Annotated in this window: 7 protein-coding genes; 3 read left to right on the top strand and 4 right to left on the bottom strand. The window is 63.2% G+C overall.

Translation table 11 applies throughout. From position 1 onward, the window contains the following. Positions 1-15: 15 nt before the first annotated feature. The 4 genes from ACZZZU_RS02370 to ACZZZU_RS02355 all read right to left on the bottom strand — a co-directional run bounded on the left by ACZZZU_RS02370 (position 16) and on the right by ACZZZU_RS02355 (position 13,794). On the bottom strand, positions 16-213 hold the full coding sequence (locus tag ACZZZU_RS02370) for a hypothetical protein (protein ID WP_463549605.1): 198 nt from the start codon (positions 211-213) through the stop codon (positions 16-18). Further along, positions 213-8,039 (bottom strand): amino acid adenylation domain-containing protein, encoded by a 7,827-nt coding sequence (locus ACZZZU_RS02365; protein ID WP_463549604.1) that lies wholly within the window; start codon positions 8,037-8,039, stop codon positions 213-215. The genes ACZZZU_RS02370 and ACZZZU_RS02365 overlap by 1 nt, the downstream gene beginning before the upstream one ends. Positions 8,040-8,041: 2 nt before the next feature. Continuing rightward, on the bottom strand, positions 8,042-11,419 hold the full coding sequence (locus ACZZZU_RS02360) for an amino acid adenylation domain-containing protein (protein WP_463549603.1): 3,378 nt from the start codon (positions 11,417-11,419) through the stop codon (positions 8,042-8,044). Positions 11,420-12,756: 1,337 nt separating this feature from the next. Next, positions 12,757-13,794: an OmpA family protein gene (locus ACZZZU_RS02355; protein ID WP_122495867.1), complete on the bottom strand. Its 1,038-nt coding sequence runs from the start codon at positions 13,792-13,794 to the stop codon at positions 12,757-12,759. A gap of 407 nt (positions 13,795-14,201) precedes the next feature. Between ACZZZU_RS02355 and tauA the strand changes: the two genes are divergently transcribed. The 3 genes from tauA to tauC all read left to right on the top strand — a co-directional run bounded on the left by tauA (position 14,202) and on the right by tauC (position 16,930). Continuing rightward, positions 14,202-15,176: a taurine ABC transporter substrate-binding protein gene (tauA, locus tag ACZZZU_RS02350; protein WP_463549602.1), complete on the top strand. Its 975-nt coding sequence runs from the start codon at positions 14,202-14,204 to the stop codon at positions 15,174-15,176. A 111-nt stretch (positions 15,177-15,287) separates the two neighbouring features. Further along, entirely contained in the window at positions 15,288-16,082 is a 795-nt protein-coding gene (gene tauB, locus ACZZZU_RS02345; protein WP_463549601.1) for a taurine ABC transporter ATP-binding subunit, read from the top strand. Then, a complete protein-coding gene (gene tauC, locus ACZZZU_RS02340; protein WP_463549600.1) occupies positions 16,079-16,930 on the top strand; it encodes a taurine ABC transporter permease TauC in 852 nt (283 codons plus the stop codon). Before tauB ends, tauC begins: the two co-directional genes overlap by 4 nt. Positions 16,931-16,994 lie beyond the last annotated feature (64 nt).

The following is a 16,994-nucleotide window of genomic DNA, read 5'->3' as shown; positions in this document are numbered from 1 at the left end:
GGTGTCCGGCTGCAGTTACCAGAGAAACCACTGGCGTTGCTGGGCGTAACTCAACGGCAAGGCATCGCGCTCGCAGGCCGGCACGATGGGCAAGCGGCCGACGTTAACGCCCTTCTCCGTCAGTTTCTGAAACAGTTCACGGCGCTTGGCAAAGCCCAGCCCTTTGATGCGGTCGACCAGTGCTTGCGTGTGTGCCGAGGGCTGCTTGAGCATTACGCCTCCTCCAGTTCGTCGAGGGTGGCGAAGATGGCGTCGTAGTCGTCTTCGACGCTGCCGTGCTCCCTGCTCTTTTCAATGGACGCGGCCAGTTCGGCCACGCTGCTGGCGCGGTAGAAATCCTGCATGGGCAGGTCGACGCCGAGGGTGTTTTTCAGCCGGGAAATCACCCGAACCAGCAACAGCGAATGGCCGCCGAGTTCGAAGAAGTTGTCGTGCCGGCCAACGCGCTCAACATCGAGTAATTCTTGCCAGACCGCCGCCAGCTGCATTTCCAGCTCGCCCTCGGGGGCGACGAAATCGCCATACACGGCCTGGCTTTCAATTGCCGCCAGCACCTTGCGGTCCAGCTTGCCGTTGGCGTTCAGCGGCATGGCCTCGAGCACCACCCATTGCTGCGGCACCATGTAGTCCGGCAGCTGGCGCTTGAGCGCCGCCTTCAGGCGATCACGCAACGCGCGTTGAAGCGCCTCGTCGGCGCAGGGCTCGTTGGTGGTGACGTGCGCCACTAGATGCCGGCCGCTGGCTTGATCCTGGGCGAGCACGACGCACTCGCGCACCGCGGGCTGCTCGCTCAGGCGCGCTTCGATTTCGCCGAGTTCAATGCGCAAGCCGCGAATTTTCACCTGGTGGTCGCGGCGGCCGACGTACTCCAATACGCCATCGACGCGGCGCCGCGCCAGGTCGCCGGTGCGGTACAAACGCTGGCCCGGCGTGCTGGCGTAAGGGTCCGGCACAAAGGCCAGGGCGGTACGAACCGGGTCGCCGACATACCCGCGCCCCACCCCCGTGCCGCTCACGCACAACTCGCCCACGGCACGCACGCCCACCAGCTGCAACTGGGCATCGAGCACGTGCAGTGTGTTGTTGTCGGTGGGCACACCAATGGGCAGGTAACTGCTCGCCGTGTGCGCCTCGGTAATAGGCGTGAGCGAGACATCGTCCGAGCACTCGGCCGGGCCGTAGGCGTTAATCAGCGGAATGTTTGGGTAGCGCTGCAACCAGCGCCGCGCCAGTTCCGGCGGCATCGCCTCGCCGGTGGTCAGCAGCCAGCGCAGGTTGGGCAATGCAATCGCCTCGCCGTCCAACATGCCTTGAATCAGCGACGGCACGCTTTCCAGCACGCTGATGCCGGTGGCATTCACGTGCGCCAGCAGCGCCTGCGGATCGTGGGCGATGGCATCCGGCACAATTTCCACCCGCGCGCCGCACAGCGCGGCGGTCAAGAACTGCCACACGGAAATATCGAAACTCTGCGAGGCGGTTTGCGCGATCACATCGTCGTGGCTCAGGCGTAAATACGGCAGCTTGCTCAGCTGGTTATTGAGCATGCCGGCCTGCTCGACCATCACGCCCTTGGGTTGACCCGTGGAGCCGGAGGTGTAGATGACGTAAGCCAGGTGACGCGGGCCAATGAGTACGTCTGGCGCGCTGGCGTCGCCGGTCTGTTGCAGCTGTTCCCAGATCAACAATTGCGGGCGCTGGCTGGCGTCGACAGCGGCGAGCAGCGCCTGCAACGCCGGCACGCATTCGGCGGTGCACACCAGCACGGGCGCGCGGCTCAGGCTGAGGATGTGGCGCAAGCGTTCGGCCGGCAGGTGCGGGTCCAGCGGCAGGTAGCCGGCCGCCGCTTTCAGGGTGCCGACGATCATGCCCAACAGCGGCAGCCCGCGCTCGGCCAGCAACGCCACCGGTTGGTCCGGCTGCACGCCCGCGCGCAGCAGCGACTGGGCCATGCGATTGGCGGCAGTATCCAGTTCGCGGTACTGCCATTGCTCACCGTCGCAGCGGGCAGCCACTCGGTTCGCATGTTGGTGCGCTTGCTGCTCGAACAGCGTCGCGTAGCCGTGCTGCAACGGGTAGTCGCGGGCGGTCTGGTTGAAATCGTCGAGCAACTGCTGGCGTTGTTCAGGGGCCAACAACGGCAACGCGTCGAAACGCTGTTGCGGCTGCTCCGCCAGTTGCAGCAGCAGGAAGGTGAAATCGGCCAACAGTTGCTCGACGGTGCTGCGCTCGAACCAGCGTTGGTCGTAGGACAAATGCAGGCCGAGTGCCGGACCGGGGTAGATCACCACGGTCATCGGGTAGTTGGTGTGGGTGCGGCCGGAGTCCGAGCTGACATTAAGGCTTTGCGCCTGCTCCATTACGCCGTCTTCAACGGGCGCGTTTTCAAATACAAACAGGCTGTCGAACAGCGGCTGGCCCTTGCCGATTTCGCTGCACGCTTGAATGTCCACCAAGGGCAAATGTTCGTGCTCGCGCAGGCGCAGGTTGAGGGCGAACAGCGCTTGCAGCCATTCGCCAACGCTTGTCGCACTGCCGGCCTCGGGCAAGTGCACACGCAGGGCGATGCTGTTGATAAAGAGGCCAACAGTGCGCTGCATGTCCGGCATATCGACCGGGCGACCGGCAACCGTCACACCAAACAGCACGTCGCGCTCGCCGCTGTAGCGGTGCAGCACCAAGGCCCACGCCGCCTGCACCAAGGTGTTGACGGTCAGTTGCAGACGCTGCGCGGTGGCTTGCAACTGCTGGGTCTGTTCGCGGCTCAGCTGGGTTTGCACGTCGCCAATCAACGAATGCCCGGCCTCACGCAGCGGCTGACGGTCGAATGGCAGGCCCGTGGGTTGCTCGAAGCCGGCAAGTTGTTCGCGCCAGAAGCGTTCCGAGGCCGGGCGATCTTGCTGCTGCAGCCAGGCGATAAAGTCGCCGTAGCGCGAAGCCGGCGGCAAGGCGGCGCTGCGGTTTTGCGCCAGCGCCGCGTACTCGGCGAAGAACTCGTCCATCAGCAGCGAACGGCACCAGGCGTCGATCAGAATGTGGTGATTGCTCAGCACAAAACCGAAACGCTGGTCGCTCAACTGGATCAGGCGCAGGCGAAAAGGCACGGCGTTTTGCAGGTCGAAGCCGGCACCACGTTCGTCCGCCAGCATGGCGAACAGCTTGCCTTCGTGCTCGTGGGCCGGCACCTGGCGCCAGTCGTGAATCTGCACATCCGGCGTGGCCACGCGCTGCACCACTTGCACCATGCGCTCGCCCACGTTCCAGGAAAACCGTGTGCGCAGCGCGTCGTGACGCTGGGCCACGGCTTGCCAGGCGCGGCGGAAACGCTCGGGGTCGATGGCGCTGTCGACGGTGTAGCAGTACTGCATCATGTAAATGCCGGAGCCGGGCTCCAGCAAGGTGTGCATCAGCAAGCCTTCCTGCATCGGCGACAGCGGGTAAATGGCCTCGACCTGGCGCAGGTCGAACGGCAGTTGCTGCAACTGCTGCTGCGTGAACCCGGCCAGGGGGAAATCGCTGGGCGTGGCGCCGCCTGCTCTATCGCTCAGGCAATGGCTGATTACCGCGCGCAGTTCTTGGCCATACCGCTCGGCGAGCGCGGCGATGTCGGCTTCGGCGAACATCGCGCGGCTGAAGGTGAAGCCCAGTTCCAGCTCACCGTTCAGCACCTGGCCGTTGATGCTCAGCCAGTTGCCGAGGCGGTTGTTCGGGCTCTGCAACGCACCGATGGCTTCGGCAGCCGGCGCAAACAGGCCGTCGGCGGCCAGGCTCTGGTCGAACTGACCGAGGTAATTGAACGTCACGCGCGGCTGCGGCAATGCCGCGAGTGCGGCTTGCTGGGCGGGCGTGCCGAGGTAGCGCAGCGCGCCAAAGCCGATGCCGTTGTCTGGCACGGCGCGCAGCTGTTCTTTGATGGTCTGAATCGACTCGGCCAGCTCGGCGGCCGGGCTCAGCGCCAGGGGAAACAAGCTGGTAAACCAGCCGACACTGCGCGACAGGTCGATGTCCTCGAACAGCGCTTCGCGGCCGTGGCCTTCGAGCTGAATCAAGGCGCTGGGCTGGCCGGTCCAGTGGCACAAGGTGCGCGCCAGTGCCGTCAGCAGCAAATCGTTTACCTGGGTGCGGTAGGCGGCGGGCGCTTGTTGCAGCAGTTGCCGCGTGTGCTCGGCACTCAGGCGGCAATACAGGCCGTGGCTGTGTTCCAGGTTCAGGCTGGCGCCGGCACGGGCGGCCGGCAACTCGGCGCTGATGCGCTGCAACGCGTGCTGCCAGTGAGTGACCGAAGCCGCGCCTTGTTGCTGGGTCCATTGCGCCAGGCGCTCGGCCCAGCGCTGTTGGCTCGGCGCCGGGTCAAGCGTTTGCCCGGCGCACAGTGCGTGTAAATCTTCCAACAGCACGCGCCAAGACACGCCGTCCACGGCCAGATGATGGATCACCAACAACAGGCGCTGAGTGCCGTCGGCCAGGGTGAACAACACCGCGCGCAGCAGCGGACCCTGACTCAGGTTGAGGCTGCGTTGTGCCTGCTCGGCAATGGCGGTGAGTTCGCTGGCAGTGGCGACATCGCGCTGCCACAACACGTCGCTGTCGACCACCGATCGTGTGCGCGCCAGCCAGCGATCCTCGTGCTGATAGAAGCTGAAACGCAGCGCCTCGTGCTGTTGCAGCAAGGCGTTCAAGGCGCGCCCGAGTGTGTCGGCGCCCAGTGGCTGACGCAGGGTCAGCAGCACCGCCTGGTTGTAATGCTGTGGTTGTTCCAGGGCCATTTCGAAAAAGCGCTGCTGCACGGGCAGCAGGCGAATGTCAGCGCTGCTGGCGGCGGCTGCGACCGCTTTAGCCACCACCGGTTTAGCGACCTGCGCCAGTTGCGCCACGGTCTGCTTTTCAAACAGTTGGCGCGGCGTGAGCTTGAGGCCCTGGCGCTTGGCGCGGGCGATGATTTGCAGACTCAGAATCGAGTCGCCGCCCAGTTCGAAGAAGTTGTCGTGCACGCCCACCTGCGCGACTTTGAGCACGTCCTGCCAGATCGCCGCCAAGGTGCTTTCCACCTCATTACGCGGTGCCGCATAGGTGAGTTGCTGCACCTGCGGGCTGGGCAAGGCGCGGCGATCGAGCTTGCCGTTGGCAGTGAGCGGCAGGCGGTCCAGGGTGAGGATGTGGGCGGGAATCAGGTAGTCCGGCAACAGGGTTTGCAGCTGGTCCTTGATGGCCGCTGCCGACACATCGCCCACGCAATAGGCGACCAGTTGCAGCTGCTCTTGCACCGGCTGAGCCAGCACGGCAGCGTCGCTGATGCCGGGCAGTTGGCGCAGCGCTTTCGCCACTTCACCGGGCTCGACGCGGTAGCCGCGAATTTTCACCTGATCGTCGCTGCGGCCGAGGAAATGCAGCACGCCATCGGCGCTGCGGCGCACCCGGTCGCCACTGCGGTAAGCGCGTGAACCGGGCGCGCCAAAGGGGTCCGGCACAAAGCGTTCGGCGGTTAGCGCCGGCTGGCCCAGGTAGCCGTCGGCAACGTTGGCGCCGCCGATATACAGCTCGCCGGCCACCCGTTCTGGCAGCGGGTTCAGAAAAGCATCCAGCACCTGCACCTGAACGCCAGGCAACACGGCGCCGAGCGGTACGTTGCCTTCCAGCGGTTCTCCGGTTTGCTCATGGGTGAGCACGCCGACGGTGGTTTCGCTCGGGCCGTAGTGGTTGATAAAGCGGCACGCCGGCTTGAGCTGGCGCACCCGCTGATACAGCGCCTGCGAGCACGCCTCGCCGCCCACCAGCAACGCGTGGCTGGGCAATACATCGCTGGGGTTCGCCGCTTGCAGCAAACCGTTGAGGTGGCTGGGAACAATCTTCAGCACGGCGATGTGCTCAGCGGCCATATAGGCGGCAAAGCGATCCGGATCAAACCCCAGCTCCGGCTCCAGGACATGCAACGGCCGCCCGGAACACAGCGCGCCAAACACCAAGGTGTGGCCGAGGTCGGCAGCGATGGTGGAAACCAGCGCCATGCTCGCGCCGGCCGGCAAGGCCAGGCGTTCAAGCACGCCGTCGACATAGCTGGCGAGCGCGCCATGGGCAACCAACACGCCCTTGGGCTGGCCGGTTGAACCGGAGGTATGAATCACATACGCCGGACTGTTTGGCTGCAGCACCACCGGATATGGCGTGGCGTTCGCGGGCCATTGCGCCGGGGCATAAGTCAGTACGGCGCCGCCCAGTTGCTCGCGGCGCTCATCGTCAGCGGCGAGCACCACCAGCGCGGCGTTTGCGCGTTGCAGCATGGCCACTACACGCTCGGACGGCGCTTTCACATCCAGCGGCATATACACGGCGCCGGCTTTCAGCGTCGCCAGCAACGTCACCAGCCAGGGCATCGAACGCTCCAACAGCACCGCCACCGGCATGCCAGCGCGCACGCCACGGTGTTGCAGGTGGGCGGCCAATGCGTTGGCCTGAGCCTCCAGCTCGGCGTGGCTCAGGCGAAGGTCGCCGCACACCGCCGCCAACGCCTGCGGCTGCTCGGCCACCTGCTTATTCCAGCGCTCCAGCACGGACGGCAGCGCAGCGCGGCTAACCGGTGCGGTCGGCACCGGCGTGTTGATCAGACTGCACAGCGGCGCGTCCGGCTGGGCCAGTACCTGTTCGAACAACGCGCGCAGGCTGGCAATAAACCCGTCGATGCTGGCGGGCTGGTACAGGTCGCTGGCATAGGTCATTTCACCCAACACGGTGGCGCCGGTGTCGGTGATATCCAGCGCCAGATCAAAGTGCGTGCCGACTTTGTGCAGCGGGTATTCGCTAATGCTCAGCCCCGGCAGCTGCAAGGCTTCGCGGGTTTGCAGGCCGACGTTCTGATTGAATTTGGCCTGAAACAACGGGTTGTGCCCGAGGCTACGCTGCGGCTGCAACGCCTCGACCAGTTGCTCGAACGGCAATTGCTCATAGGCCTGGGCGGTCAGACTGGTTTCGCGAATCTGTGCGAGCAAACTGGTGAAGCTTTGGCGCCAGTCGATCCGGCAGCGCAGCACCTGCGTGTTGATAAAAAAGCCGATCAGGCCTTCCACTTCTTCCCGGCCGCGGTTGGCATTCGGCACGCCGATACGGATGTCGTGCTGGCCGCTGTGGCGCGCGAGGAATAAGCCGTAGCCGGCCAGGGCCAGCATAAACAGCGTGCTGCCCTGGCTGCGCGCCAGCGCCTGCATGCGTTGCGACAGCGATGGGCCAAAGTCGAAACGCACGGTGGCCCCGGCATAGCTTTGTACTGGCGGCCGGGGGAAATCAGGGGCTACGTCCAGCAGCGGATGCTCATCACCCAACTGCGCTCGCCAATACGCCAACTGCCGCTCGCCCTCGCCCGCCTCCAGCCAGCGCCGCTGCCACAGCGCGTAATCGGCGTATTGCACCGGCAATGCCGCGAGGCTGCTGGCGCCGTGCTGATACAGCTGCACAAACTCGCGCACCATCACGTCCATCGACCAACCGTCGGAGACGATGTGGTGCATGCACACCAGCAGCACGTGTTCGTCGCTGGCGAGGGTGATCAGGCTGGCGCGCAGCAGCGGGCCATTGAGCAAGTCGAACGACTGCGCGACGCCGGCTTCTACCAGCGCTTGAACCTGCGCTTCGCGCTGCTCGGCGGGCACTTGGCTCAGGTCGCTGCGCTGCACGACGAGGGGCTGCGCCGGCAGCACTTTTTGCTCGGCCTGCTCGCCCTCGAGATGAAACACCGTGCGCAAGGTTTCGTGGCGTTGCAGCAAACCATCAAACGCCGCTTGCAGCCGTTGTTCGTCCAGCGAACCTTGCAAGCGCAAGGCGGCGGCCATGTTGTAGGCCGCGCTGTGGGGTTCCATTTGCCAGAGAAACAGCAGGCGCTGCTGCGCGTACGACAGCGGCAAGTGCGGCTGCTGATGTCGGCTGGCGACGATGGGCAGCAGGCTGAAATCCTTGCCGTCTTGCTGCAATTTGGCGAGGAACTGGCGACGTTGTTCGAGCGACAACCCGATGAACTTTTCGGCGATGCGGGCGGTGGTGTTCGGGGTCATGCTCAAACCTCTTCCAGGGAATTCATAAACGCTTCCATCTCGTCCCAGTCCTGGGTGTTGTGCGGTTGCTGCGCGGCTAACTCGTCGGCCAAGTCAGCCAACAGCGGCCGTTCGAACAGGCTGCGCAGCGGCAGGCTGACGCCCAGTTCGCGCTTGATGCGCGCAACCACTTGCGCGGCCAATAGTGAATGGCCGCCGAGGTCGAAAAAGCTGTCGTCCAGACCGATACGCGGCACCTGCAACACCTCGCTCCAGATCGCCGCGAGGCTGATTTGCAGCTCGCTTTGCGGCGCGCGGTAGTGCCGCTGTAATTGGCTGGGGTCGGGTTCTGGCAAGGCGTTGCGGTCGAGCTTGCCGCTGGCGGTGAGCGGCATTTTGTCCAGCAACAGCCAGTGGCTCGGCACCATGTAATCCGGCAGCGCGGCTTGCAGGCGGGTGCGCAGTTGCTGGCGGAAGGCTTGCTGCGCGGCGGCATCGTTGAGGTCGATGTGTTCCGCTACCACATAGGCCACCAGCGTGGCGCCACTGCCCAGGTCGGGCGCGACCACCAGCGCCTCGCGCACGCCTTGGCACTGCTGCAGGCGCGCTTCGACTTCCCCCAACTCAATGCGGAAACCGCGAATTTTCACTTGGTGATCGACGCGGCCGATGTACTCCAGCGCGCCATCGGCACGGCAGCGCACGCGGTCGCCGCTGCGGTACAAGCGCTGGCCGGGCGTGAACGGGTCGGCGACAAAACGCTGCGCCGTCAGGGCTGGCTGGCCGTGATAACCCTGGGCCAAACCGGGGCCGCCGATATACAGCTCGCCGATGGCGCCCTGCGGACACAGGTTGAGGTCGGCGTCGAGCACATGCAGGCGCGTGCCAGGCAACGGTCGACCAATCGGAATGCCGCGCCAGCTCACCTGCTCGGCAGCCAGCCAGGTGCAGTCGTGGATGCTCGACACCACCGTGGCTTCGGTCGGCCCATAGGTATTGAGCAGCCGCACCGCACCCAGCCCGGCTTGCTGCGACAAGCGCAAACCGTCCACCGCCATGGCTTCGCCGCCGACGTGAATCTGGCGCAGATTGCCGAATGAACGGGCTGGGCCTTGGGCGAAATCCTTGACCAGCATGTGCCAATACGCGGCGGGCAAATCCGCCACGGTGACGCCGTGTTGCTGCACGGCGTGCAACCAGGTTTCGCTGTCCCACGGGCGTGAATCACGCAGCACCACGGCGGCGCCACGCAGTAACGCGGGGTAAAACTGCTCAACGAAGCCATCGAAACTGACCGTGGCAAATTGCAACACACGGTCCGTGGCCTGGAGTTCGCTGTAATCCGCCGCCAGTTGACTAAACCCGGCGAGCGCACCGTGGCTGACGGCCACGCCCTTGGGTTGGCCGGTGGAGCCGGAGGTGTAAATGACGTACGCGAGTTGCTGAGGATGAATCGGCAGATTGAGGTTTTCATCGTTGCCGCGTTGCTGCACAGCCACGCGGGTGACGCCGGGCAGTTCAAGCGCCTGCGGCTCATCGCTGAGTAGCCACTGCGCGCCGCTGGCCGCACAGACTTGCGCCAAGCGCTCGGTGTGGGTGCTGGAATCCAGCGGCACATAGGCGGCGCCGGTCTTCAGTACCGCCAGCAGCGCAACCGGCAAGCTCAGGTGACGCCCCGGCATAACGGCCACTAAGCCGCCGGCACCGACGCCCAACGCGCGCAAGTGCCGAGCCAAGCGGTTGGCGCTCTGATTCAGTTCGCGGTAGCTCAAGGTGGCTTGGCTGTACGCCAATTGCACCGCCAACGCGTGCGGCGTGCGTTCGGCTTGCTGTTCGAACAGCTGATGCACCGGTGTGTCGGCCGCCGGCATTTGCAGGTAGGCATTGTTGGCGTGCTGGCGTTGCACATCGGCGTCAGTCAGCAGCGGCATAGTGCCGATGGCGGCCTCGGGCGTTTGCGTCACGGCGCGCAGCAACTGGCACCAGTGCGCCGCCAGTTGCTCAATGGTCTGGGCCTCGAACAGGTCAGTGGCGTAGGTAAACGCCGCCAGCAGGTGCTCGCCCTCCTCGCGGGTTTCCAGCATCAGGTCACTGGCGGCTGCATGCTGACGGGCATTCGCCGCGCCCTGCTGCGCCTGCAACAGCGCCACCTGAAGGCCGCCAGTCAACTGCATGGCAGTGACATCGCTGACCAACGGCTGATGATTGAACATCACCTGAAACAGCGGGTTGTGGCTCTGGCTGCGCGACGGCTGCAGCGCCTCCAGCACGGCATCGAACGGCAGCTCCTGATGGGCTTGTGCAGCGGTGCTCGCCTGCTTCACCTGCGCCAGCAATTCGCTGAAGCGCAACGCGCCGCTGAGCTGGCTGCGCAGCACCTGGGTGTTGACGAAAAAGCCGATCAACCCTTCGCTTTCCCGGCGCGTGCGGTTGGCAATCAGGCCGCCGACGCGGATGTCTGTTTGCCCGCTGTAGCGATGCAGCAGCACGTTGAAACTGGCCAGCAGCACCACAAACAAACTCACGCCACTGCGCACGGCCAGCGCCCTGAGCGCTTGTTGCAGATCGGCATCCACACGCAGCTCCAAGCGCGCACCGGCATGGCTGGGTATGGCTGGGCGCGGGTGATCGGTGGGCAATTCCAGCAACGGATGTTCCTCGCCCAGGTGTTCGCGCCAGTAGTCCAACTGCCGCTCGCGCTCCCCGGCCGCCAACCAGCTGCGCTGCCACAACGCGTAGTCGCGGTACTGCACCGCAAGCGCGGGCAACTGCAAAGGCTGCCCGGTGGCGAAGGCGTCGTAACCGGCCATGAACTCCTGAATCAGAATGTTCATCGACCAACCGTCGGCGATGATGTGGTGCATGGTCAGCAGCAACACATGCTCCTCATCCGTCAGGCGCAACAGCTGCACCCGCAGCAACGGGCCGGTGCTCAGATCAAACGGCTGCGCCGCCTGCTGCGCGGCCCAGTGCTGGGTTTGTTGCTGTTTGGCGGCGGCATCCAGCGCGCTTAGATCGGTGAACTGCACGGTTAGCTCGGCGTGTTCCGCCACCTGCTGAAACGCCACGTCGCCGTGCTGAACGAAGGTGCTGCGCAGGCTCTCATGGCGCTGCACCAACGCCTGAAAACTGCGCTGCAAGGCGTCCCTGTTCAACGCGCCCAGCAACCGCACCGCACTGGGCAAGTTGTAGGCCGCGCTGTGCGGCTCTAGCTGCCAAAGGAACCACATGCGTTGTTGCGCATACGACAGAAAATCCCGCTCGGCGTGGCCTGGCATCGAGACGATGGGATAGCTGCTGAATTCGATTCGCTCATCGCGCAGCGCCGCCAAAAACAAACGGCGCTTTTCGGCGGGCAACTCAAGGAAACGGCGGGCCAGGGAAGATTCAATCGTGCTCATCAGTCGTCCAATCGAAAAGGCGAGCGGGGATTCCGCAATACCCAATGGACGAAAAATGGTGAGGGGGATTTAGGGGGAAGTTGGGGATCGCCGTTTCCAGGGAATCGCGGCTAAAGCCGCTCCTACAGGGACCACCCAAACCTGTGGGAGCGGCTTCAGCCGCGATGCTTTTGATCTACCGCTTGTGATCTGGCTTGTGATCTACCCGCCCCATTCATCGCAGGCCGAATGGAATCGACGCGTAGGGGGTTGAGCGGCCGGGAGCCGCGAAAGGCGTGTCGGGCCATGGATGGCCCTTATCGCGGGGACGCCTAGTCCGGCCCCCGGAGCGGCGATGGAATGAGGGAAGTCGGAGCGCAGCGTAGACCCAAGGTAGGGGCGAGCTTTTTTGCTTACTTTTTCAGCGACTGGAAAAAGTGAGTCGCGCGTAAGGCGCGAAACTAAACGTTCAGCACACGCGGTAATGAATACCGACGCACTTCACATCGGTGTACGGCTTGAGATTCTGGATCCCCGCCTGCGCGGGGATGACGGAGGTTTAGTTGAAATGCACGTAAGGCGCGAAAGCAAACGTTCAGCGCGCGCGGTAATGAATACCTGCGCACTTCACATCGGTGTACGGCTTGAGATTCTGGATCCCCGCGTGCGCGAGGATGACGGAGGTTTGGGTTGAAATTCGCGTAAGGCGCGAAAGCAAACGTTCAGCGCACTCGGTAATGAATACCGACGCACTTCACATCGGTGTACGGCGGGAAATACTGGCTCCCGAATCGTCGGACCGCCGCCTGCGCGAGGATGACGGAGGTTTTGGTTGATATGCGCGTAAGGCGCTAAAGCAAACGTTCAGCGCACGCGGTAATGAATACCTGCGCGCTTCACATCGGTGTACGGCTTGAGATTCTGGATCCCCGCGTGCGCGAGGATGACGGAGGTTTGGGTTGAAATTCGCGTAAGGCGCTAAAGCAAACGTTCAGCGCACGCGGTAATGAATTCCTGCGCACTTCACATCGGTGTACGGCTGGAAATTCTGGATCCCCGCGTGCGCGAGGATGACGGAGGTTTGGGTTGATATTCGCGTAAGGCGCTAAAGCAAACGTTCAGCGCACGCGGTAATGAATTCCTGCGCACTTCACATCGGTGTACGGCTGGAAATTCTGGATCCCCGCGTGCGCGAGGATGACGGAGGTTTGGGTTGATATTCGCGTAAGGCGCGAAGGCCATGTTCAGCCTGACGGTGTTGACCGCCGCCTGCGCGAGGATGATCGAAACTCAGATCAGAATCGCGGCCCATAAAAAAACCCGGCCGAAGCCGGGTTTTTTTCATCAAGCCAGACTAATTACTTAGCCTGAGCCTCAACTTCCGCCTCAACGCGACGGTTTACAGCGCGACCTGCATCGGTAGCGTTATCCGCAACCGGCTTGGACTCGCCATAACCCACAGCATTCACGCGATCACCGCCTACGCCATACTGGTTAACCAGCACGTCACGAACGGCGTTGGCACGACGCTCAGACAGTTTTTGGTTGTAGGCATCAGTACCCACTGAGTCCGTGTGACCTTCGACAGTGGTCGAGGTGTCTGGGTATTGCTGCATGAAGTCAGCCAGGTTTTTGATGTCGCCGTAGCTTTCTTCTTTGACTTTCGATTTGTCGAAGTCGAATTTCACGTCCAGCTCAACACGCACCACTTCAGCCACTGCTGGGCAGCCGTCAGCGTCGACGGTCACGTTGGCAGCGGTGTCTGGGCACTTGTCGACGTTGTCGCACACGCCGTCGTTGTCGCTGTCGGTGCAGGTAGCAGGCGCTGCAGCAGCCGGAACCGGCTCAGCCGCTTTCTTGCCACCGCCGAAGTTCACACCGATACCGACGCTTGGCGCCCACTCGGTGTTGCCTTGGTCGATGTTGTACTGCGCTTCAACGCCGGCACGGGCGTAGAAGTTTTCAGTGAAATACAGCTTCGCCCCGCCGCCCAGGTTGGCGAAGGTGGAACGGTCGCGGCTGTTGCTTGCGTTCTGGTCGATGCTCTGGTCAGAGAAGCCAGCCGACAGGTACGGACGCACCATGTCGCCAGGGGCATTGAAGTGGTACAGGGCGTCCAGCGCAGCGTTAGCGCCTTTCACGTTGGTACCGCTGTCTGTACGGGCGTTATGAACTTCGTCGTAGCCCAGTCGCAGCTCTACGTCGTCGGTGAGGAAGTAGCCAATCGAGCCGCCGAACAGGTTGCCGTCATTATCAAAATCACGGGTGCTGTCGAAGTACTGTTTCTTGGCGAAGCCTTCAATCTCAACCGCACCTTGGCCTTGAGCCAACGCTTGGAAAGAGCTGGCGGCGATCAGCGAACCGATTACAACGCCTAAGGTGTTTTTCAATTTCATCCGTAAAGTCCCCATTCAGATTGTGCGCAGTTAAACCAATACAAATTCTCGACTAGGACAACGTAGTAGAAGAACACCACTGCCGCGAACCCTAGCCAAACAAATTTTTACAACTGGCCCTACGCCAGCCGTGGCCTCTAGCTTGCTCAACTGAGATATCGGCGAAATTCTTTCGGTTCAACAAATAAATTCAGGTTGGCCAAATTCGACCGTTTGGGCAGATTTCCGGCCGGCCGCGCAATCCAATCGCCGCACCTAAGCTAATAACCAAATAGTATTTATTTGTTATTTCTTAGAACCTTTATTCTCTGCGTCACCGGACCACCGGACCTCTCTTCCTTATTAGTCATTGTCCAGTGGTCCGCCCGCTCTTCTCAGCGCTGCGGAGCCCGTTGAGGAGTATAAAAATGAAAGCGCTCACCCCGCTCCGCCTGCTGGCGGTACTGTTGATCGCCGGCCTGAGCGTTTCTGCTCAGGCGCAAGACATCATCATCGGCTACCAAACCGGCATCGACCCCAGCAAAGTGCCGCAAGCCAATGGCGGTTATGAAAAAGCCATCGGCGAAAAACTCGATTGGCGTCGTTTTAACAGTGGCGCCGAAGTGGTCACCGCCATTGCCTCTGGCGATGTGCAGATCGGCAACCTCGGCTCCAGCCCGCTGGCCGCTGCAGCGACGCGGGGTCTGCCAATCGTGACCTTTGTGGTCGCCGCACAAATCAACTCGGCCGAAGCCTTGGTGGTGCGCAACGCCAGCGGTATTCAAAAGCCGGCGGACCTGGTGGGCAAAACCATCGCCACGCCGTTTGTCTCCACGTCGCACTACAGCCTGCTGGGCGCGCTGAAGCACTGGAACATCGACCCCACCAAGGTCAAGGTGGTCAACCTCAACCCGGCGCAAATCACCGCCGCGTGGAAGCGCGGCGACATCGACGGCGCGTTCGTTTGGTCGCCAGCGCTGGGCGAAATCAAGAAAGACGGCAAGGTGCTCACCGACGCCGCCGAAGTCGGCACCTGGGGCGCGCCCACCTTCGAGGTTTGGGTAGCGCGCAAGGATTTCGCCGAGAAACATCCTGAAGTGTTGGCCAAGTTCGCCAAGGTCAGCATCGACGCCTACACCGCCTACAACGCCAACAAGGCGGCGTGGACGGCCGATTCCGAGCAGGTGAAGGAAATCGCCCGCCTGACTGGCGCCAATGCTGCCGACGTGCCCGAGCTGCTGGCCGGTTCGACCTTCCCGGAAAGCGCCGAGCAGAAAACCCTGCTCAACGGCCAAACCGCCAAAGACATCGCCGCCACCGCCGTTTTCCTCAAAGAACAAGGCAAGGCCGATGGCGTGCTGGCCGATTACTCGCCGTATGTGAGCAGCCAGTTCGTGCAGTGAGTTCAGCGACTACCACGAACCTGTAGGAGAGGCTTCAGCCTCGATTCCTGAAAACGACAATCCAGGCACGCCTCCCCCACAGCGGCCCCATCACACAGAGAGACACCTCACATGGCCTTACTCCAACTGGAGCGCATCAGCGCACGGTATCCGGGCAATTCTGCCCCGGTGCTGGCCGACATTTCCCTGACCCTGGGCCCACAGCAATTGCTGGTGGCGCTCGGGCCGTCTGGCAGCGGCAAAACCTCGCTGCTTAATTTGATTGCCGGTTTCGTCGCGCCGAGCGGTGGCCGCATCACGCTTGATGCCGTGCCGGTGCATGGCCCGAGCGCCGAGCGCGGTGTGGTGTTTCAAGACGACGCCCTGCTGCCCTGGCAAAACGTGTTGGACAACGTCGCCTTCGGCCTGCAACTGGCGGGCGTGGCGCGACCGGCGCGGGAAGCCAAAGCGCGTGAAATGCTCGCACTGGTCGACCTTGCCGGGTTTGAGCAGCGCCAGGTTTGGCAGTTGTCGGGCGGACAGAAACAGCGCGTCGGCCTGGCTCGCGCCCTGGCCGCCGACCCACGGGTGTTGCTGATGGACGAGCCGTTCGGCGCGCTCGACGCCTTTACCCGCGAACAGATGCAAGAGCTGCTGCTGCAAGTGTGGCAACGCAGCGCCAAGCCGGTATTCCTGATTACCCACGACATCGAAGAAGCCGTGTTCCTGGCCACCGATCTGGTGCTGCTGGCGCCCAATCCGGGTCAGATCGTCGAGCGGCTGCAGCTGGATTTCGGCCAGCGCTATGCCGCCGGCGAACCGGCACGGGCGATCAAGTCGGACCCGCGTTTTATCGAAACCCGCGAGCACGTGCTGGCGCAGGTGTTTTCACAACGTTTGGCCGTTCAAGCGGAGGCCCGCGCATGAGCAGCTACGAAGCCAGCCTGAGCACCAGCAAAACCAGCCCCGCGCTGGATGTGTTGCCCCAGTCGAAACCGCAGCGCCCGGCGCTCACCACCCGCCTCATCAGCGTGCTGACCCTGGTCGCACTGCTGGCACTCTGGTGGGCTGTCACCGCCTTCGGCCTGATCGAACCGCTGTTCCTGCCGCCGCCTTCGGCCGTGCTGCAAAAGGGATGGCTGCTGGCGACCACCGGTTACATGGAATCGACGCTGTGGCAGCACTTGGGCGCAAGCCTCGGGCGTATTGGTTTGGGTCTGCTGATTGCGGTACTCACCGCCATTCCCGTGGGCATCGCCATCGGCCGCCACCGCATTGCCCAGGGCATTCTCGATCCGCTGATCGAGTTTTACCGCCCTATTCCACCGCTGGCTTATCTGCCGCTGATCGTTATCTGGTGCGGCATTGGCGAACTGTCGAAAGTGCTGCTGATTTACCTGGCGATTTTCGCCCCCATCGCCATTGCCACCGCCACCGGCGTGCGCACCGTCGACCCGGCCAAACTGCGCGCCGCGCAGTCGCTCGGCGCCACGCACGGGCAACTGATTCGCCACGTAATTTTGCCCAGCGCCCTGCCCGACATCCTTACCGGCGTGCGCATTGGCCTGGGTGTCGGTTGGTCGACGCTGGTGGCTGCCGAGCTGATCGCTGCCACCAGTGGCCTGGGTTTTATGGTGCAGTCGGCCGCGCAGTTTCTGGTTACCGACGTGGTGATCCTCGGCATTTTGGTAATCGCCATCATCGCCTTCGCCCTGGAAATGAGCCTGCGCGCCCTGCAACGCCGCCTCGTGCCCTGGCACGGCCAAAGCCACTGACGCGTCGGCTATGACCGACGCGCACCCGCCCTTGTGCGCACACCCTTTTTGCACCACCACTGCC

This window comes from Pseudomonas sp. AC136, assembly GCF_979258585.1.
This window is presented reverse-complemented; position numbering and strand designations above follow the sequence as displayed.